The organism is Agromyces selenitireducens, from assembly GCF_052748465.2.
In genome coordinates, this window is record NZ_CM188259.1 from 462,330 (window position 1) to 480,784 (window position 18,455).

Sequence of the window (18,455 nt, forward strand, 5' to 3'; positions counted from 1 at the left end):
CTCCCACAGGCGTCACGCGTCGCGCCGGATCCACCGGAAGGTCAGCTTGCTCGCGACGAGGCCGATGACGAGCCAGAGGAGCAGCGCGACGGCGACCCAGCCGAGGTCCCAGACCTCGTTCTGCTCGAGCACCGCGAAGTCCTCGGGCAGGAAGACCGCGCGCATCCCCTGCGCCATCCACTTGAGCGGGAACAGGCTCGCGACGTTCTGCATCCACTCGGGCAGCACGTAGAACTGCAGGTAGACGCCTGAGATGAACTGCAGCACGAGCAGGATGGGGATGACGACGGCGGCCGCCGACTTGCCCGACCGCGGCACGGCCGACAGTGCGATGCCGAGCAGCGCCGACGTGCCGACGCCGAGCACGAACACCCACGCGAACGTGAGCCACTTCTCCGGCTCGGTCGGCAGCGCGATGCCGAACACGGTGGCGGCCGCGAGGAGCAGCAGCGCGGCCTGCAGCACGCCGGTCACGAAGACCTGGCCGATCTTGCCCAGGAAGTACGACACCGGCGAGAGCGGTGTGCCGCCGAGGCGCTTCAGGGTGCCGTCCGACTTCTCCATCGCGATGTCGATCGCGAGGTTCTGCACGCCGGAGAGCAGCATGCCCGCGGCGAGCAGGCCCGGCAGGTAGTACGCGCCGACCGAGATGCCCTCGCTTCCGGGCCCCGCCTGGATGTCGCCCGAGGAGCTGAACGCGGCCGTGAAGATGCCGAGCATGATGAGCGGGAACAGGAATGTGAAGAACACGGCGTCGGGCGTGCGGAAGTAGCCGCGCACCTCGTGCCCGATGCGGGTGATTCCGACGGCGAGCCGGCTCGGCCGGCCACCCGCGCCGTCGCCGACGCGGGTCGGGCGGGCGCCGCGGGCCGGTCCCGCCGCGGTGGTGCTGGTCTGGGTGCTCATGCGAGCGTCTCCTCATCGTCGAGGGCGATGGCTCCGGCCACGCCCACCAGGTCCAGGTAGATGTCCTCGAGGCTCGGGCGGATGACCTCGAGCCGGTCGGGTTCGCCGCCGAGGTCGCGGGTGACGGATGCCACGAGCTCGCCCGGCCGCTCGGTGCGCACCTCGTGCGGGGTGCCGTCGCGGTCGCGCCACCGGACGAGCGGGACGCGTGCCCCGGCGCCGCCGAGCTCATGGATCGGGGCGACGTCGACGAGCTTCCCGCCGACGATCACGCCGGCGCGGTCGCCGAGCTGCGCGGCCTCGTCGAGGTAGTGCGTCGTGAGCAGGATCGTCGTGCCCTCCTGCTTGAGCCTGCGGATCAGGTTCCAGAACTCGCGACGTGCCTCGGGGTCGAACCCGGTCGTCGGCTCGTCGAGGAACAGCAGCTCTGGCCGGCCGATGATGCCGAGCGCGACATCCACTCGCCGCCGTTGCCCGCCCGACAGCTTCGAGATGCGCGTGCGCGCCTTCGCCTCGAGGCCCACCGCGGCGATGACCTCGTCGACGCTGCGAGGGTTCGGGTAGAACCGCGCGAAGTGGGCGAGCTGCTCGCGCACGGTGTACTGCCCCGGCTCGCTGGCCGACTGCAGCACGATGCCGAGCCGGGACTTCCAGTCGAGGCCGCCGTGCGCGGGATCGACGCCGAGCACGCTCACCTCACCGGCCGTTCGCAGCCGGTACCCCTCGAGGATCTCGATCGTGGTCGACTTGCCTGCGCCGTTGGGGCCGAGCAGCGCGAACGTCTCGCCCCGGGCGATGTCGAGGTCGATCCCGTCGACCGCGGGGGCGCCGCCGTAGTCCTTGCGGAGGCCGCGCACCCGTACCGCGGGCGCCTCCGGTGATGTGGTCTGGTCCATGCTTCCGAGACTGCCCGTACCCGGACCGTGCCGGTAGCCGTGGAGCGGTCGATTTCCGCCTCCACCGATCGGTGGAGGGTGCCGTGCTTCGGTCGCCGGTCGAGGTCGCGCGTTCCTGCGAAGATTGCCGCATGACTCTCGCCGACGACGGCCGCAACGGCCTCGGCATCCGTCGCGCGTCGCCGGTCCGACAGGTGCTGACGATCTTCGGCGACTACTGGTGGCACGTGGATGAGCCGATGCCGACCGGGGCGCTCGTCTGCGCGCTCGACGACCTGGGTGTCAAGGAGGCGGCCGCGAGGGCGACCCTCACCCGGATGACGCGGAACGGGCTCCTGTCGCTCGGCCGAGCGGGACGGCGGACCGTGCACCGGCTCACCGAGCGGGCCATCGCGATCGTGGACGAGGAGGCGGCGTGGCTCGACACCTTCGGCGTGGTGGAGCCGCGCTGGGACGGGCTCTGGAGCGTGCTCGCGTTCTCCATCCCCGAGTCGCAGCGCGCGCAGCGCCACCTCGCGCGCTCGCGCCTGAAGTGGCTGGGATTCGCGCCGCTGTACGACGGGCTGTGGATCTCGCCTCGCGACCGGGCATCGGAGGCGATGGCGCAGCTGCGCGAACTCGATGTCACGGATGTCACCTCGATGCGCGCGAGTCTCGAGACCTCCATCGAGGGCGGACCGCAGTCGGCGTGGGATCTCGAGGCGGTGGCCGAGCAGTATCGCAGCTTGATCGACGCGCTCGGCGCCGCTCAGCCTCCGGCGAGCAGCGTCGATGCGTTCGCGGAGCGGACGCGGCTGATGCTGGCCTGGCAGGCCTTCCGCGAGCTGGACACCGGGATGCCGGCCGAACTCGTCCCCGATGGCTGGCCTCGGGCGGCTGCCCGGCGAGCATGGGCACGGCGGTTCAACGAGCTCGGGGAGCCCGCCGAGGAGCGCGTGCGGGAGCACGTCGGAGCGATCGCCGACGACCTCTCGCGGCTGGTGACCAGCCGCCGGCTAAAGGATTGAGCTTTAATTCGACTTTTCGTTGACGACCGTTACGAGTAGTTCTAGCCTGTCCGCAGGACGGCGGCAAGGACGCTCCGTCCCGTGACGACGACGTCGACGGAGGATTCGATGAAGAGTTCCAGGACAGGTCCCGTCGCGATGGGGGTGCTCGCCACTGGCGGCGCGCTCATCGCCGGGCTGCTCATGCCGATCGCGAGCCAGGCGGCGCAACCGGTGACGATCGACGTGGTGTCGGGGCGCTCCGACACCGTGTCGGGCGGGGATGCCCTCGTCTCCGTGGCAGGGGCGAGGAGCGACTTCCGCATCCTCGCCGCCGGCGTGGACGTCACGGAAGCCTTCGAGCCGCTCGGGGACGCACTCGTCGGGATGGTGGACGGCCTCCCGCTCGGTGCGAGCGACATCCAGGTGATCAAGAAGAACGGACAGGTGCAGGCCGAGCTCGAGGTCGAGAACCACCCGATCACCGGTCCGGTGTTCTCCGGGCCGCAGCATCCCATGTACTGCACGGCGTCCGGAGCGCCGTGGAACCTGGGCCCGGTCGATGAGGACTGCCACGTCGAGGGCCCCGTCGTGAGCTACCGGTACCGGACGACGGGCGGACAGTTCGCGAACTACCCGACCGACGGCTCCACGCCCGCCGACGTGGCGAGCGCCACCGTCGACGGTGTCGCGGTGCCCTACGTGGTCCGGATCGAACGCGGCACCATCAACCGCGCGGTCTACGAGACGGCGATCCTGCACGAGCCGGGCTCGCCCGAGCCGACGCCCTGGCAGCCCTCGCCGGGGTGGAACGGCAAGCTCGCCTACACCTTCGGCGGCGCGTGCGGCGTCGGGTACTGGCAGGGCAGGTCGACGGGCGGGGTGCAGAACGACCTGCTCCTCAGCCGCGGGTACGCCGTGGCATCCGCGACCCTGAACGTGTACGCGCAGAACTGCAACGACGTCACGAGCGCCGAGACCGCGATGATGGTCAAGGAGCACGTGATCGAGCAGCTCGGACCCGTGGCCTACACGATCGGCTCGGGCGGGTCCGCCGGCACGATGCAGCAACTGCTCCTGTCGAACAACTACCCGGGCATCATCGACGGCGTGCTCGGCGAGATCGGGTACCCCGACGAGCGCTCCACGACGATCGGGGGCCATGACTGCCGTGGGCTGCTGAACTACTGGAACTCGGCCGCCGGCTCCGGATGGACCGAGGCGCAGAAGGTCGCGGTCACCGGACACGCCGTGTCGGGCACCTGCTTCGGGTTCACCTTCTTCGACGGCGTCGACGACCCCAACCGCGGCTGCAACGCCGCGATCCCGGTCGCCGACCGGTGGTCGCCGAGCAACCCCGACGGGCTGCGGTGCACGATCGCCGACATGGTGCAGAACGTGTACGGCACGGATGCCGAGGGCCGCGGACTCCGCGTCGAGCCCGACAACGTCGGACTCCAGTACGGATTGAACGCCCTGCGGGACGGCGTGATCAGCGTCGAGCAGTTCCTGGCGCTGAACGAGGGCGTCGGCGGCATGGACATCGACGGCAACCGCACCGCCGAGCGGTCCGAGGCGAGCGTCGAGGCGCTCGAGCGGGCGTACGCCACCGGTCGCATCAACATGATGACGGGTGGGCTGGAATCGATCCCGGTCATCGAGATCCGCAACTACACGGATCCGACGGGCGACTTCCACGAGCGGTACCGGTCGGCGATCATCCGCGAGCGGATGCTCGAGGCGCACGGCAACGCGGACACCCACGTCAGCTGGACGGGGGCGAACCTGTCCGCGAACACCGCGCAGATGCGCGAGACCGCCCTCGAGCAGCTCGAGGCGTGGCTCGACGCGATCGAGGCGGCCGGTGGGCCCGGCGACCGCGCCCGCACCGTCGAGGCGCGCCCGGCGAGCCTCGTCGACGGATGCTTCGACGCCCAGATGACCTTCATCCCGGAGGTGCTGGACTACGACGACCCGTCGACGACGTGCAACCAGCTCTACCCGTTCCACTCGCAGCCGCGCGCGGAGGCGGGGATGCCGCTCATCGCGGACGGGCTGAAGTGCGAGCTCGCCGAGCCGGTGCGCGACGACTACCCGGAGATGAGCGACGACCAGTGGGATCGCCTGACGGCGGTCTTCCCGACCGGCGTCTGCGACTGGTCGCAGCGTCCCCAGGGCGTGACCGAGCTCGAGGGCACGTGGCTCGACTTCGGCGCGACCGACCTGGTGGACGCCTCGACGCCGGTGGTGGAGGGGAAGCCCCGAGTGGGTGAGACCCTCACGGCGCGGATCGACCTCCCGGACGGGGCGACGGTCGCGTACCAGTGGATCGCGGACGGCACGCCCGTCGACGGAGCGGTCGACGCGACCTTCGCACCCTCGGCCGACCTCGTGGGGGCCGAGCTGCGGGTCCGTGCGACCGTGTCGGCCGACGGCGTGGTCAGCCGGACGCTCCTCTCCGACGGGACGACCAGGGTCGTGCAGACCGGGGGCACGAGCTAGCCCGGGAACGCCGAGACCATCCGCCGCGGATGCACGTCGCGAACCGCGCGACCGTGCATCCGCGGCGGACGCGTGCCCGCGGGCGGCGGGCCACGTCGTCTCGTTATTGCATCTATTCGTGACGCGCGTCACGAATCTCTTGACAATGGTGATCGGCGTGCCGGACGATGAAACTGTCAACGCAATGGCGCTGCGACCCCCGCAGGCGACGTCTCGTCGCCTGAAGGCGCCGGCACCCGTTGACCTCCTGCCCGCATTCCGAAGAGAGGCCCGTCAATGAAGAAGGCTCTTACCGTCGTCGCGCTCGGCGCGGCGGCCGCGCTCGCCCTGAGCGGCTGCACCGACAGCGGTGCCGCCCCGACCTCCGCCCCGACCGAGGACGCCGGTTCCGGCGAGCTCCGCTCGGTCCGTGTCGCCGCCCTTCCCATCGCCGAGACCGGCGCGCTGTGGGCGGCGATGGAGGAGGGGATCTTCGAGGACCAGAACATCGAGGTCGAGGTCGTCCCGGCTCAGGGCGGCGCCCAGGCGATCCCCGCGCTGCTGAGCGGCGACATCCAGTTCGCCATCGGCCAGCCGTTCGGACCGTTCCGCGCCGACCTGCAGGACCTGGGCGTGGTCATCATCGGCGACTACGCCGACAGCCTCGCCGAGGGCAAGGACGTGAACGCGGTCGTCTCGCTCGGCGACTCGGGCATCGCGGGCCCCGCCGACCTCGCGGGCAAGCGCGTGGCGGTCAACAGCCTCGGCGCCGCGGGTGACGTCACGATCATGAAGGCGGTGGAGGATGCCGGCGGCGACCCGACCACCATCGAGTTCGTCGAGGTCGCGTTCCCCGACGCGCAGGCGCAGCTCGAGGCCGGCAACATCGACGCCGCGTGGGTTCCGGACCCGTTCATGTCGAACGTCGTGAACGCCGGAGGCAACATCGTCGTGCACCCGTACCAGGCCACGATCCCGGGGCTGACCGTGCTCACGACGATCACCACGCAGGAGCTCATGGACTCCGACCCCGAACTGGTCGCGGACTTCGCCGCCGCCATGGCAGAGGCGCTCGAGTGGGCATCGGGCAACGAGGAGGCCGTGCGCGCAGCCATCTCCACCAACATGGAGATCCCGGAGGAGGCCGCAGCCGGCATCACGCTGCCGACCTTCACCTCCGAGATCAAGGTGGCGGACCTCGAGGAACTCGCCGCCCTCGCCGTGGAGTTCGGCGTCCTCGACGCCGAGCCCGACTTCGACCGGCTCGTCCAGCCGCAGTAGGCGTCCGCCGCGCCGCAGCACCCCGACACCGAGCGGGGGTGGGATGCCTCGACGCGAGGCGTCCCGCCCCTCCTCGTCTCACGGAAGAGACCCATGCACCCTGTCGCCACCCCGGTCGACCCCGCCGCGGTCGAGCCCGCGTCGCCGGCCGATCCGCCGCCGCCCGTCGATCCCGCCCGAGGCCGGTACCGCCGGGCCCGCGGGCGGCGCACGATGCGGAGGACGCTGCTCGGCGTCGCCGGCATCCTCGGCTTCCTCATCACATGGCAGCTCATCCCGACCCTCGGGATCCTCGATCCGCGGTTCTTCCCGACCGCGACCGACACCCTCGCACGCCTCGCCGAGGACCTCAGGGATCTCGAGTTCTGGCGCAACGTCGGCCGGACCATGACCGCCTGGGCGATCGGCCTGGCCATCGCGACGGTGCTCGCGACCGTGCTCGGCACGATCATCGGAATGGTCCCGTTCCTGCGGCGTGCCACCCACACCACGGTGGAGTTCCTCCGCCCCATCCCGTCCGTCGCACTGATCCCGCTCGCGATCCTGATGTTCGGCATCCAGCTGCAGGCGGCACTCCTGATCATCGTGTTCGCGAGCTTCTGGCAGGTCTTCGTCCAGGTGCTCTACGGAGTGGCGGACGTGGACGCCGTCGCGCGCGACACCGCACGCAGCTTCGGCCTCTCGCGGGGCTCGCGCGTCGTGAACCTCGTGTTCCCCACGGCGCTGCCATATCTCATGACCGGGGTCCGCCTCGCGGCGGCGGTCGCGCTGATCCTCGCCGTGACGGCGGAGATGTTCATCGGAACCCCCGGCCTCGGCCGCGAGATCATCTTCGCCCAGTCCGCCGGCGACTACGTCCACGTCTACTCGCTCGTGATCACGACCGGACTCCTCGGCCTGCTCGTCAACATGGTCTTCCGCTTCATCGAGCGCCGCTCACTGTCGTGGCACCAGTCGGTACGAGGGGAGGAGGTCCTGTGACCCTGCACACCAGCACCATCGTCGTGCCGCGCCCCAAGTCGCGCGCCTGGGCGAAGTTCGGTGAGAACATCGCCTACGCCCTCGGCCTGCCCATCCTCCTGCTCGTCATCTGGGGCGTCTGGGCGTCGGCCTCGCCCGCACCCTTCTTCCCCAGTCCGCTCGTCATCTTCGAGGCCTTCGTCGACACCTGGATCGGGCCGGCGTTCGTGACCGACGTGCTGCCCAGCCTCGGGCGGCTGGCCATCGGCATCGTGCTCTCGGTCCTCGTCGGCGTCGTCGCCGGCACCCTGATCGGGCTCATCCGCTGGCTGCGGGAGCTGCTCGAACCGATGCTCGAGTTCTTCCGCGCGATCCCGCCGCCCGTCCTGATCCCCGTCGTCGCCGTCCTGCTCGGACCGACCGACAGCATGAAGATCACCGTGATCGTCGCGGGGTCGGTGTGGCCCGTGCTGCTGAACACGATCGACGGCGTGCGCGCCACCGACAGCATCATGACCGAGACGGCGCGATCGTTCGCGCTCACCCCGGCCGAGCGCATCCGCTACCTCGTGCTGCCGGCCGCGAGCCCGCGCATCATGGCGGGCACACGGCAGTCCCTGTCGATCGCACTGATCCTGATGGTCATCTCCGAGATGTTCTACTCGTCCTCGGGGCTCGGCTATCGCATCGTCTACTTCCAGCGGAACTACCTCATCGCCGAGATGTGGGGCGGCATCCTGCTCCTCGGACTCATCGGCGTGCTGCTCGCGGTGATCTTCGGATTCGTCGAGCGGCGAGTGCTGCGCTGGTACCACGGAATCAAGGAGGTGGAGCGTGCCTGACACGCTGCTGAAGGTCGAGCACCTGAAGAAGGTCTACGAGTCCACGACGGGCGACGTCGAGGCGATCGGCGACATCAGCTTCGAGATGGCCTCGGGAGAGCTCGTGTGCATCGTCGGTCCGTCCGGGTGCGGGAAGACCACGCTGCTCAAGTGCATCGCGGGGCTCCTCAAGCCGACGGCCGGACGCGTCGAGCTCGACGGCGAGGCGGTCACCGCTCCGCCGCCCAGCATGGCGCTGGTGTTCCAGGAGTACGGCCGGAGCCTGTACCCCTGGCTCACCGTGCGAGGGAACGTCGAGCTGCCGCTCAAGCACAAGAAGCTCTCGCGTGCCGAGCGCGACCGGCTCATCGACGACGCCCTCCTCGCGGTCGGCCTCGAGCACTCCGCGAAGAGCTACCCGTGGCAGCTCTCGGGCGGCATGCAGCAGCGCGTGGCGATCGCCCGCGCGGTGGCGTACCAGCCGGAGGTGCTCATCATGGACGAGCCGTTCGCCGCGGTCGACGCCCAGACGCGCGCCGACCTCGAGGACCTCGTGCGCGCCCTGCACCGGGAGCGCGGGATGTCGATCCTGTTCGTGACCCACGACATCGACGAATCGGTGTACCTCGGGGAACGCGTCGTCGTGCTGTCGAAGTCGCCGACGTGGGTGCAGGAGGACCTCGCGATCGACCTGGCTCCCGAGCGGGACCAGATCACGACGCGCGCGCTGCCGCGGTTCACCGAGCTGCGCACGCACGTGTACGAGCAGATCCAGCGCGCGAAGCGCGGGGAGGCCGTGCGGCCGGGGAACGCGGCGGCGTGATGACCGCGGCGCAGCTGATGGCGCTCGGAGGCGCGCCCGCGGAGGCGTCCGTGCTGAACCGCAAGCCGCGTCAGCTGCTGCTCGCCTTCTTCGGCGAGTACGTCTGCGATCGCTACTTCGAGCCGCTGCGCGCCGGCGTGCTGCTCGGCGTGCTCGAGGGCGCCGGCGTCGCGGCACCGGCCGTGCGGACCAACCTCGACCGGATGGTCCACAGCGGGCTGCTCGAGCGACGGCGCCTCGGACGGGAGATCGCATTCGAGCTCACCCCGCACGGCAACGAGGTCCTCCGCGACGCATCCCGTCGCGTCAACGGGCCGGCTCCGTTCGAGCCGCAGGGTGAGGGATGGACGCTCGTCACCTTCTCGGTGCCGGAGCACATGCGGACCCTGCGCCACCGTCTTCGCGCCGCGCTCACGTGGTCCGGATTCGCGCTGCTGCGCGACGGGCTGTGGATCGCGCCGGGAGCGGTCGACCTCGCGTCGGTGCTCGACGCGGCGATTCCAGACCTTCCCCCGGGGTCGGTCAACGCCTTCGCCGCGTCCGAGCTCGACGGCTTCCCGATGGCCGAGGTCGTTCGCGCGGCGTGGGATGTCGAGCGCATCCGATCCGCGCACGACGAGTTCATCGCGCACTGGCAGCGTGACGACGAGGCGGCCGGCCTCCCGCCACTGACCGCCCGGACGATGCTCGTCGCGGACTGGCTGGCGCTGCTGCGCATCGATCCTCGGCTCCCGCGCCAGTACATGGGAGGCGACTGGCCGGCGGACCGGTCCACCGAGGTGTACACCAGCCGGCACCGCGAGCTCGCCTTCCCGGCGGTGCGGGAGTTCGCGCGCCTCGTCGGATAGCCGTCATCGGATCCGACGGCGCTACCCCCGGAACCGCGCCCGCAGGTCGGCCTTGCGCACCTTGCCGGACGCGGTGCGCGGCAGCTCGTCGACCACCACGACGCGCTTCGGCAGCTTGTAGCGAGCCAGTCGGCCCTCCAGGTGCGCCCGGACCGCGTCGGTGTCGACGGATGCGTCGTCGCGCACCGTGACCGCGGCCCACGGCACCTCGCCCCAGCGATCGTCCGGCACGCCGAACACGGCCACCCCGGTGACGCCGTCGATGTCGCTGATGAGGTTCTCGACCTCCGCCGGGTAGATGTTCTCGCCGCCGGAGATGATCATGTCCTTGAGCCGGTCGGCGATGTAGAGGTACCCGTCGGGGTCGAGGTACCCGAGGTCGCCGGAGCGGAACCAGCCGTCGGCGGTGAAGGCCGTCGCCGTGGCATCCGGGTTCGCGTGGTACCCGAGGAAGACGTTCGGCCCGGAGATCTCGATCTCCCCGACGGTGCCGCGCGGCACCATCGCACCGTCCTCGTCCGCGATGCGGACGTCGGTGAAGAAGTGCGGCAGGCCGACGCTGCCCTGCTTCTCGCGCGTCATCGCGGGTGACAGGGAGGTCGCGCCGGGCGAGGTCTCGGTCATCCCGTATCCCTGCGTGAACGACAGTCCGCGCTCCTCGTACGCGTTGAGGATGCGCGTGGGCACCGCCGAGCCGCCGCAGGTCAGGGTCCGCAGGCTCGAGAGGTCGGTGCCGGTCCAGTCGGGATGGTCGGCCATCAGCTGGTAGGTGGTCGGTACACCGGAGAGCATCGTGACGCCGTGACGTTCGACCTGTGCGAGCGCGCGTCCCGGGTCGAAGCCCTTCTCGAGCACCATCGTGGCGCCCTTGAGGATCACCGGCAGCGCGCCCATGCCCAGGGAGGCGACGTGGAACAGCGGCGAGATCATGAGGGCGATGTCGGTCGAGACCACGTCGTAGTCGACGATGCAGTTGAGCGCGACCCACGTCAGGTTGCCGTGCGTGAGCACGGCGCCCTTCGCCTTGCCGGTCGTCCCCGAGGTGTAGATGATCGCCGCCGGGTCGTCGAGCGCGACGTCGGCGTCGGCGTGGCCGGCGCGGGTGGTGCGCAGCATCTGCGCGAGCCCCGGGCGGTCGGAGGTGCCTTCGCCCGTCTCGATGCGGTGGGCGATGCCGCCCTCGTCGACGACGGCGGCGATGCGCTCCGCGAACTCGGTGTCGTGGATGAGCGCACGCGTACCCGAGTCGACGAGCACGTGCGCGATCTCGGGTGCGGCCAGCCGGGTGTTCACCGGCACGAAGACCGCCCCGAGCTGCATGACGCCGAACATCACCTGGATGAACTGCGGGCTGTTCTCGCCGAGGTAGGCGACGGTGTCGCCCTTGCGGATGCCGCGCTGCCAGAGGAGCGCCGAGACCCGGTCGGCCGCGTCGGCCAGCTCGCGGTACGTGATCACCTCCCCGTCGAAGACGAGCGCGGCCGCGTCGGGCGACTTGAGCCGGCGCTTGGCCATCCAGGAGCCGAGTCCGTGGTTGTGCATCGTTGCGGTCTCCTCTTCGTCGAGGGAGGGGTGGCGGGGGGAGGGAGGAGCCGGGTGGCTCAGGCGTAGAAGCGGTACAGGCCCCGGGCGACGACGGCGGGCTTGTCGGCGCCCTCGATCTCGATGGTCTGGTCGACGGCGAACTGGTAGCCGCCGCGCACCTCGGTGACCTCGTCGATGACCGCGTTCATCCGCACGCGTGCGCCGACCTTGACCGGCGAGACGAACCGCACCTTGTCGAGGCCGTAGTTGACCCTCGTGCTGACGCCGGTGACGTCGAACAGCTCCGACCAGAACTTCACGGTCAGCGACAGCGAGAGGAACCCGTGCGCGATGGCCCCGCCGAACGGGCCGTCCTTGGCGCGATCGGGGTCGACGTGGATCCACTGGTGGTCGTCGGTGGCGTCGGCGAAGCGGTTCACGCGGTCCTGCGTGACCTCCAGCCAGTCCGTCCAGCCGAGGTCGGTGCCGCCGAGGCCGGCGACGTCGTCGTACGCGACGGTGGTGGTCATGATGGTGCCCTTTCGATCGGGTGTGCGGTTCAGGTGAAGGCCGACGAGCCGGTGACGGCGCGGCCGACGATGAGGGAGTTGATGTCGTGGGTGCCCTCGTACGAGTACACGGCCTCGGCGTCGGCGAAGAACCGCGCGACGTCGTGCTCGAGGAGGATGCCGTTGCCGCCGACCGTCTCGCGGGCGAGCGCGACGGTCTCGCGTGCCATCCGCGCCGTGTGCATCTTGGCGAGGGCGGAGTTCGCGTCGGCCCACTCGCCCCGGTCCTGCCGAAGCGACAGCTGCACGACCATCCCGAGCGACGACGTGAGGTTCCCGAGCATCCGGGCGATCCGCTCCTGCACCAGCTGGAAGCCGCTGATCGGCCGGCCGAACTGCTGCCGCTCGTCCGCGTAGCCGACCGCCGCCTCCAGGGCTCCGGCCTGGAGCCCGGTCGCGATCCACGCGACGTCCGAGCGCATGGCGCGCAGGATCCGGGACACGTCGCGCCATCCCTCGACCCGCTGCAGGCGGGCGGACTCCTCCACGCGCACCCCGTCGAGCCGGATGAGCGCGTTCTGCATGGGGCGGAGCGAGACCTTGCCGCCGATGGTCTCGATCGCGACGCCGGCCGCGTCGGTCGGGACGAGGAAGGCCTTGACCGCGCCGTCCCCGACGTCGCGCGCGAAGACCGCGAGGACATCGGATGCCGCGGCGCCGCCGATCCACTTCTTCTCGCCGTCGATGATCCACGCGTCGCCGTCGCGGCGTGCCGTCGTGGCGAGTCCCCGGGCGATGTCGGAGCCGTGCTCCGGCTCGGTCAGGGCGAACACGCCGCGCAGGTCGAACGAGGCGATGCGGGGATCGAGCTCGGCGGCCTGGGCAGGCGAACCGCCGAGGGCGACGGTGGTGCGGAACAGCCCCGACTGCGCGTTGTAGAGGGTCGCGACGGAGACGTCGGTGCGCGCGAGCACGTAGTTGCGGAAGCCCGAGAACAGGCTCGAGCCCGCCTCGGAGGCATCCGCACCCTCGGGCCGCATCAGGTCGAGGGCGATGAGCGCCTCGAGGATCTCGGACGGCATCGACGCGGTCTCCCACGCGTCGGCGAGCAGCGGGCGGATGTCGCGGTCGAGCACGGCCTGCAGACGACCGAGCGCTGCGCGCGCCGGGTCGCTCAGGTGCGTCTCGGCGAACGCGTAGGGGTCGAGGCCGAAGGTCGCGTCGGCGGTCAGCGTCGGCGCGCTCATCCGCCGAGCCCCAGCAGTCGAGCGGCGTTGTCCTTGAGGATCCCGGGCATGACCTCGGGCTTGAGCGCGGTCTGCTCGACGTCGCGCAGCCAGCGCTCGGGGGTCAGCAGCGGGAAGTCCGAGCCGAAGAGCACGCGCCGCTTCAGGATCGAGTTCGCGTAGCGGACCAGTTCGGCGGGGAAGTACCTCGGACTCCAGCCGGACAGGTCGATCCAGGTGTTGTGCTTGTGCGTCGCCACCGAGAGCGCCTCGTCCTGCCAGGGGACCGACGGGTGCGCCATGATGATCTGCAGGTCGGGGAACCGGGCGGCGACCGGGTCGAGGAGCATGGGGTTCGACAGGCCGAGGAGCAGTCCGCGGCCCCCGGGCAGCCCCGCGCCGATGCCCGTCTGGCCCGTGTGGAACAGCGCCACCACGCCGGCGTCCTGCAGCACCTCGTAGAGGGGCCGGTGCGCCTCGTCGGACGGATCGAACCCCTGCACGGTCGGGTGGAACTTGAAGCCGCGAACGCCGTGGTCCTCGATCAGTCGTCGTGCGAGGTCGACCGCCTCGGCGCCGCGGTTCGGGTCGACCGAGCCGAACGGGATGAGCACGTCGTTGTTGCGCGCGGCGCCCTCGGCGATCTCGGCGCTCGAGAGCGGCGGGTGCCCGAGCTGCGTCTGCGCGTCGACCGTGAACACGACCGCCGCCATTCGCCGCTCCCGGTAGTACTCCGCGATGGAGTCGAGGTCCGGTCGCGGGCCGTCGGTGCTGAAGTACTTCGACGCGGCCTCGACGAGGTCGGGCGGCAGCGACGCGTGGCCGTGGCCGTCGACCTCGATGTGCACGTGGACGTCGATCGCGGTGATCGCGTCGAGGTCGATCGCGGGTTCGTAGCGGGTCATGGGCGGAGGTCTCGGTCAGGAGGTCGGGGCGGGCCGCTGCAGGTCCTCGGGCAGCGGCGGGAACTCCTCGCCGACCGACTGCAGGTCGCCGACCGCCTCGGCGAAGCCGGCCTCGAGCGCCTCGTACGACCAGCCGCTCTGGTGGTAGGCGGTGGCGACCGGTTGGGGGTGCGACCACAGCTGGATGCGGTCGCCGCCCACGCCGATGGCCTGGCCGGTCACGTTCGCTGCAGCGTCCGAGGCGAGGTAGGCGACGAGCCCCGCGACGTCGTCGGACGTGCCGAAGCCGAGGTCGTGGCGGAAGAAGTCGGGCATCGGCTCGCCGCGCTCCTCGGCCTCGACCGCGGCGGCGAAGTACGGCACGGTGGCGGTCATCGCGGTCGCGGCGACCGGGATGACCGCGTTGGCGGTGATGCCGGCGCGCTTCAGCTCCATCGCCCAGGTCCGGACCATGCCGACGATGCCGGCCTTGGCGGCGGCGTAGTTGGTCTGGCCGAAATTGCCGCGCTGACCGGTCGGCGAACCGATGCAGACGATGCGCCCGCCCTCGCCCGCCTCGCGCATGTGGATCGCCGCCTCGCGGACGCAGGTGAAGGTGCCGCGGAGGTGCACGTCGATGACGGTGTCGAAATCGTCGTCGCTCATCTTCCAGAGCACGGTGTCGCGCAGGACTCCGGCGTTCGTGACCAGGACGTCGAGCCGGCCGTAGGCGTCGAGCGCGGCCTGCACGAGCTGCTTCGCGGTCTCCGTCGGGCCGACCGGCGCGACGACGGCGACCGCCCTGCCGCCCTCGGCCTCGATCGACGCGACCGCCTCGGCGGCCGTCGCCGCGTCGACGTCGTTCACGACCACTGCGGCGCCGCGACGAGCCAGCTCCTGCGCGTAGGCGAGCCCGAGCCCGCGCCCGGAACCGGTGACGATGGCGACTTTGCCTTCGAGTGACATGCCTGACTCCTTCGTGTCTCCTCCCATTGAACGCGAAGACCGTTGAGATTGTCAATCGTTCCTTTCGTCCATGGAATCGGCTACCATCGACGCCATGCCGAAGCCCGCCGACGCCGTCGCCTCGACCGCCGCGTCGCGCACGCCCGCGCTGACCGACGACCTGAGCTTCCTGCTCGCCAGGGCCAACGCCATCTCGCTCGCCGCGGGCAACGCGGCGCTCGCCGAGCACGGCCTCAAGGCGAGGTCGTACTCCGTGCTCCTCCTCACGACCGATGACGCTCGGCCCTCCCAGCGCGAGATCGCCGAGTTCCTGCGGCTCGACCCGAGCCAGGTGGTGAGCCTGGTCGACGACCTGCAGTCGCGCGGCCTCGTCGAGCGCCGGACCGACCCCGCCGACCGGCGCGCGAACGTGGTGGTCGCGACCGACGCCGGCCGACGGCTCGCCGCTGCCGCGCGCGAGACGGCGCGAAGCGCCGAGGAGCACGTCCACGGGCAGCTCACCCGGGAAGAGCGGCAGAGGCTCACCGAGCTGCTTCGGGTCCTCGCCTTTCCCGAGCGCTGAGCTTCGCGTCCAGCCCGGCGAGGCGTCGTTCGAGGAAGCGGCGCTCGGGGCCGGTACGGGCGAGCTCGATCGCCTGACGGTAGCGGGTGGCCGCGGCAGCCGTCTCGCCCAGGCGGTGGAGCAGGTCGGCCTGCGCGGCCGGCAGCAGGTGGTAGCCGTCGAGCCGGCCGGATGCCTCGAGCAGGGCGAGATCGTCGAGGCCCCGCTGCGGCCCGAACGCCAGGCCGCGTGCGATCGCCCGGTTGAGGGCGACGAACGGCGAGTCGGCGAGCATCGCGAGTGCATCGTAGTGTCCGACGATGACGGGCCAGTCGGTCGCGTCGGCGGAGCGCGCGCGGGCGTGGACTGCCTGGATCTCGGCCTGCAGGCGGTATGGGCCCGGTGGGTCCTCTGCTCCGGGCGAGTTCGTCCGCTCGAGCAGCGCGAGTCCCTCGGCGATCTCGGCGGCGTCCCACCGCGAGCGGTCCTGGTCGGGGAGCGGCACGAGTTCGCCCGCGGCATCCGTTCGGGCGGCCGACCGGGCGTGCTGCAGCAGCATGAGCGCGAGCAGGGCGCGCGCCTCGTCTGCGTCCGGCAGCAGCGCGACGACGAGCCGCGTGAGCCGGAGCGCCTCGGCGGAGAGGTCGAGCCGCTGGAGGGACTCGCCGTGCGAGGCGAGGTAGCCCTCGTTCGCGATCAGGTAGAGCACCGCGAGCACGCCGCCGAGCCGCTCCGGGAGGACGTCGGCGGTCGGCACGCGGTAGGGGATGCCGGCGTTGCGGATCTTCCGCTTGGCACGGGAGATGCGCTGGCCCATCGTCGCCTCGGGCACGTGGAACGCGCGGGCGATCTCCGCGGTGTCGAGGCCGCCCACCGTGCGGAGCGTGAGCGCGACCCGCGACTCCATCGGCAGCGCCGGGTGCGCGCACGTGAAGACGAGGCGCAGCCGGTCATCCCACTCGTCCTCGGCGGCGACGAGGTCGGCCGGGTCCGGCGAGCCGTCCGCTCGACCGTCGAACCGCTCCATCTCGATCCACTCCCTGACCTTCTCGGCTTCGACGCCCTGGCGGCGAAGTCGGTCCAGCGCGAGGTTGCGCGCGGCGGTCGTGAGCCACGCGCCGGGGTTCCGCGGCACGCCGTCGCGCGGCCAGGTCTGCGCGGCGCGCTCGAACGCACCGGCCGCGGCGTCCTCGGCGACGTCCCAGTCGCCGGTGCGACGGATGAGCGTCGCGACGACCCGCGACCAGTCGGAGCGGTAGGCCTCCGCCAAGGCGGCCGCCACGCCGGGTGCGGGGGAGTGGGCCTCCTCCGCACCCGGCGCATCATCGCGGCCGTCGTTCAGCGCTGCGCTCCCGCGAGCGCCTCGGCAGCGGTCGGCTCGATCCGTCGGTCGCGGTCGGGGGTCTCGCGCTCCGTGCGCGCGACGCTGTCCTCCCGGTCGTCGAGCGGCCACAGCGGGCGGAGCTCGATCGCACCACCGCGCGCCATGGGGTGCTTCGACGCGACATCGATCGCCTCGGCGAGGTCGCGGACCTCGATCAGGTCGAAGCCGGCGATCCATTCCTTCGCCTCCGCGAAGCCGCCGTCGGTCACGAGCACCTCGCCGTGCCGACGCCGCACGAACGTGGCGTCCCCGGGCCTCCGCAGCACTTCGCCGAAGAGACGGATGCCGCGGCCGTCCATCTCGCGCACCCACGCCTCGGGGTCGTCGTCGCCGGCATCGCTGCCGGCCGCGGCATCCGCTCGGCCCGGCTCGACGACCACCTGGAGGAGGTATCGACGACCGCGCACGGGCCGATCGTGGAAGCCGTCCGGCACGACCCGTGCGTCCGGCGCCGCGTCGGGCCATCGCACGAACGGCCGGACCTCGACCTGCCCGAAGGAGGCGACGGGGTGCTTCGAGGCGATCTCGATCGCCTCGTCGAGGTCGCGCACGTCGATCACGTCGAACCCGCCGATCGTCTCCTTGGCCTCGCTGAACGGCCCGTCGGAGACGAGCACCTCGCCCGCGCGGACCCGGACGACGGTCGCGTCCTGTCCGGGACGCAGGCGCTCGCCGTACTCCGAGACGCCGCGCGCCACGACCTCGTCGACCCACTCGCCGATGTTGTCCTCGGCGGGCACGTAGGGCAGCGGGTCGGTGCCCTCGGTGTAGAACAGTGCGTACTCCATGACGGTCTCTCCTTCTCTCGGTCACGCTACGCAGGTACGACGAACGGGGGAACCCGGTTTCGACACCTCCCGGACCTCTCCGCTGGCTCTCAGCGGTCCCACGCCACCGCGCCGTCCGGTCTGATCCGCGCGCCCTCCGCCGGCGGATGCGGCACGAGTCGGCCGTCGTGCATGAGATGCCGAACTTCGCCGAGCCCTCGCAGCACGACGACGTCGGCCACGAGGCGGCGGTGGCACCGCCACCACACGCTCTCGCTGCACATCATCGCCGTGCGCGTTCGCGCGGCCTGCTCGACCAGCTCGGCGAGCGCGTCGCCGAACTCGGGAGTCCGCGTGTGCGCGGCGTAGGCGGCGAACTGCTCGACGTGCCACCACGGATCCTCGACCGCCCCGTCGGCCGGCAGGCGGCGCCGCCCGCCGAGCCGCGGCTCGGCCCGGTAGGCGATGCCCGCGGCCGGCAGCCACTCCGCCAGCGTCTCCGATGCGACATCCGGGTTGCGACGGCTGCCCGGATAGCGGCGGATGTCGACGAGGGCGTCGACCTCGGCACCGTGCAGCAGCTCGGCGAACCCCCGCCGGTCGAGGCGGCCGTTGCCGACGGAGAGGAGCATGCCGCGATTCTGCCCGATGC

At 71.3% G+C, this 18,455-nt stretch carries 18 protein-coding genes; 8 read left to right on the forward strand and 10 right to left on the reverse strand.

Going from position 1 to position 18,455, the window contains the following annotated elements; translation table 11 throughout:
- Nucleotides 1–12: 12 nt before the first annotated feature.
- Both ACULK4_RS02190 and ACULK4_RS02195 read right to left on the reverse strand, forming a co-directional pair.
- Nucleotides 13–906, reverse strand: a complete 894-nt coding sequence (locus tag ACULK4_RS02190; RefSeq protein ID WP_445964822.1) for an ABC transporter permease — start codon at nt 904–906, stop codon at nt 13–15.
- The gene (locus tag ACULK4_RS02195; protein WP_445964823.1) at nt 903–1,802 is read right to left on the reverse strand and encodes an ABC transporter ATP-binding protein; all 900 of its coding nucleotides are present in this window, start codon (nt 1,800–1,802) and stop codon (nt 903–905) included. Before ACULK4_RS02195 ends, ACULK4_RS02190 begins: the two co-directional genes overlap by 4 nt.
- A 131-nt stretch (nt 1,803–1,933) precedes the next feature.
- Here ACULK4_RS02195 and ACULK4_RS02200 point away from each other — a divergent pair, with 131 nt between their 5' ends.
- The 7 genes from ACULK4_RS02200 (at nt 1,934) to ACULK4_RS02230 (ending at nt 10,002) form a co-directional block, all read left to right on the forward strand.
- On the forward strand, nt 1,934–2,809 hold the full coding sequence (locus ACULK4_RS02200; protein WP_445964824.1) for a PaaX family transcriptional regulator: 876 nt from the start codon (nt 1,934–1,936) through the stop codon (nt 2,807–2,809).
- A gap of 108 nt (nt 2,810–2,917) precedes the next feature.
- Nucleotides 2,918–5,290 carry a DUF6351 family protein gene (locus tag ACULK4_RS02205; protein ID WP_445964825.1) on the forward strand — a complete coding sequence of 791 codons (2,373 nt, stop codon included), beginning with the start codon at nt 2,918–2,920 and terminating at the stop codon, nt 5,288–5,290.
- A 276-nt stretch (nt 5,291–5,566) separates the two neighbouring features.
- On the forward strand, nt 5,567–6,550 hold the full coding sequence (locus ACULK4_RS02210) for an ABC transporter substrate-binding protein (RefSeq protein WP_445964826.1): 984 nt from the start codon (nt 5,567–5,569) through the stop codon (nt 6,548–6,550).
- A 93-nt stretch (nt 6,551–6,643) separates the two neighbouring features.
- Nucleotides 6,644–7,531: an ABC transporter permease gene (locus ACULK4_RS02215; RefSeq protein WP_445964827.1), complete on the forward strand. Its 888-nt coding sequence runs from the start codon at nt 6,644–6,646 to the stop codon at nt 7,529–7,531.
- Nucleotides 7,528–8,352 (forward strand): ABC transporter permease, encoded by an 825-nt coding sequence (locus ACULK4_RS02220; RefSeq protein ID WP_445964828.1) that lies wholly within the window; start codon nt 7,528–7,530, stop codon nt 8,350–8,352. Before ACULK4_RS02215 ends, ACULK4_RS02220 begins: the two co-directional genes overlap by 4 nt.
- The gene (locus ACULK4_RS02225; RefSeq protein ID WP_445964829.1) at nt 8,345–9,154 is read left to right on the forward strand and encodes an ABC transporter ATP-binding protein; all 810 of its coding nucleotides are present in this window, start codon (nt 8,345–8,347) and stop codon (nt 9,152–9,154) included. The genes ACULK4_RS02220 and ACULK4_RS02225 overlap by 8 nt, the downstream gene beginning before the upstream one ends.
- On the forward strand, nt 9,154–10,002 hold the full coding sequence (locus tag ACULK4_RS02230) for a PaaX family transcriptional regulator (RefSeq protein ID WP_445964830.1): 849 nt from the start codon (nt 9,154–9,156) through the stop codon (nt 10,000–10,002). Before ACULK4_RS02225 ends, ACULK4_RS02230 begins: the two co-directional genes overlap by 1 nt.
- A 21-nt stretch (nt 10,003–10,023) precedes the next feature.
- Here ACULK4_RS02230 and menE read toward each other — a convergent pair whose 3' ends face one another.
- Genes menE through ACULK4_RS02255 form a run of 5 tightly spaced genes read right to left on the reverse strand, consistent with a single transcriptional unit; the run spans nt 10,024 to nt 15,111 of the window.
- On the reverse strand, nt 10,024–11,544 hold the full coding sequence (gene menE / locus ACULK4_RS02235) for an o-succinylbenzoate--CoA ligase (RefSeq protein WP_445964831.1): 1,521 nt from the start codon (nt 11,542–11,544) through the stop codon (nt 10,024–10,026).
- Nucleotides 11,545–11,603: 59 nt separating this feature from the next.
- Nucleotides 11,604–12,056, reverse strand: coding sequence for a MaoC family dehydratase (locus ACULK4_RS02240; protein ID WP_445964832.1), 453 nt, complete (start codon nt 12,054–12,056; stop codon nt 11,604–11,606).
- 29 nt (nt 12,057–12,085) lie between these two features.
- Nucleotides 12,086–13,282 carry an acyl-CoA dehydrogenase family protein gene (locus tag ACULK4_RS02245; protein WP_445964833.1) on the reverse strand — a complete coding sequence of 399 codons (1,197 nt, stop codon included), beginning with the start codon at nt 13,280–13,282 and terminating at the stop codon, nt 12,086–12,088.
- Nucleotides 13,279–14,166, reverse strand: coding sequence for an amidohydrolase family protein (locus tag ACULK4_RS02250; RefSeq protein ID WP_445964834.1), 888 nt, complete (start codon nt 14,164–14,166; stop codon nt 13,279–13,281). The genes ACULK4_RS02245 and ACULK4_RS02250 overlap by 4 nt, the downstream gene beginning before the upstream one ends.
- Nucleotides 14,167–14,181: 15 nt before the next feature.
- Nucleotides 14,182–15,111 (reverse strand): SDR family oxidoreductase, encoded by a 930-nt coding sequence (locus ACULK4_RS02255; RefSeq protein ID WP_445964835.1) that lies wholly within the window; start codon nt 15,109–15,111, stop codon nt 14,182–14,184.
- 94 nt (nt 15,112–15,205) lie between these two features.
- On the opposite strand from ACULK4_RS02255, the gene ACULK4_RS02260 reads away from it, so the two are divergent.
- Nucleotides 15,206–15,673 carry a MarR family winged helix-turn-helix transcriptional regulator gene (locus ACULK4_RS02260; protein WP_445964836.1) on the forward strand — a complete coding sequence of 156 codons (468 nt, stop codon included), beginning with the start codon at nt 15,206–15,208 and terminating at the stop codon, nt 15,671–15,673.
- Here the strand turns inward: ACULK4_RS02260 and ACULK4_RS02265 are convergent.
- The 3 genes from ACULK4_RS02265 to ACULK4_RS02275 all read right to left on the reverse strand — a co-directional run bounded on the left by ACULK4_RS02265 (nt 15,633) and on the right by ACULK4_RS02275 (nt 18,435).
- Nucleotides 15,633–16,922, reverse strand: coding sequence for an RNA polymerase sigma factor (locus ACULK4_RS02265; RefSeq protein ID WP_445964837.1), 1,290 nt, complete (start codon nt 16,920–16,922; stop codon nt 15,633–15,635). The genes ACULK4_RS02260 and ACULK4_RS02265 overlap by 41 nt on opposite strands.
- 68 nt (nt 16,923–16,990) lie before the next feature.
- Entirely contained in the window at nt 16,991–17,824 is an 834-nt protein-coding gene (locus tag ACULK4_RS02270; protein ID WP_445964838.1) for a YciI family protein, read from the reverse strand.
- An 89-nt stretch (nt 17,825–17,913) separates the two neighbouring features.
- Nucleotides 17,914–18,435 (reverse strand): DUF488 domain-containing protein, encoded by a 522-nt coding sequence (locus ACULK4_RS02275; RefSeq protein WP_445964839.1) that lies wholly within the window; start codon nt 18,433–18,435, stop codon nt 17,914–17,916.
- Nucleotides 18,436–18,455: the final 20 nt, after the last annotated feature.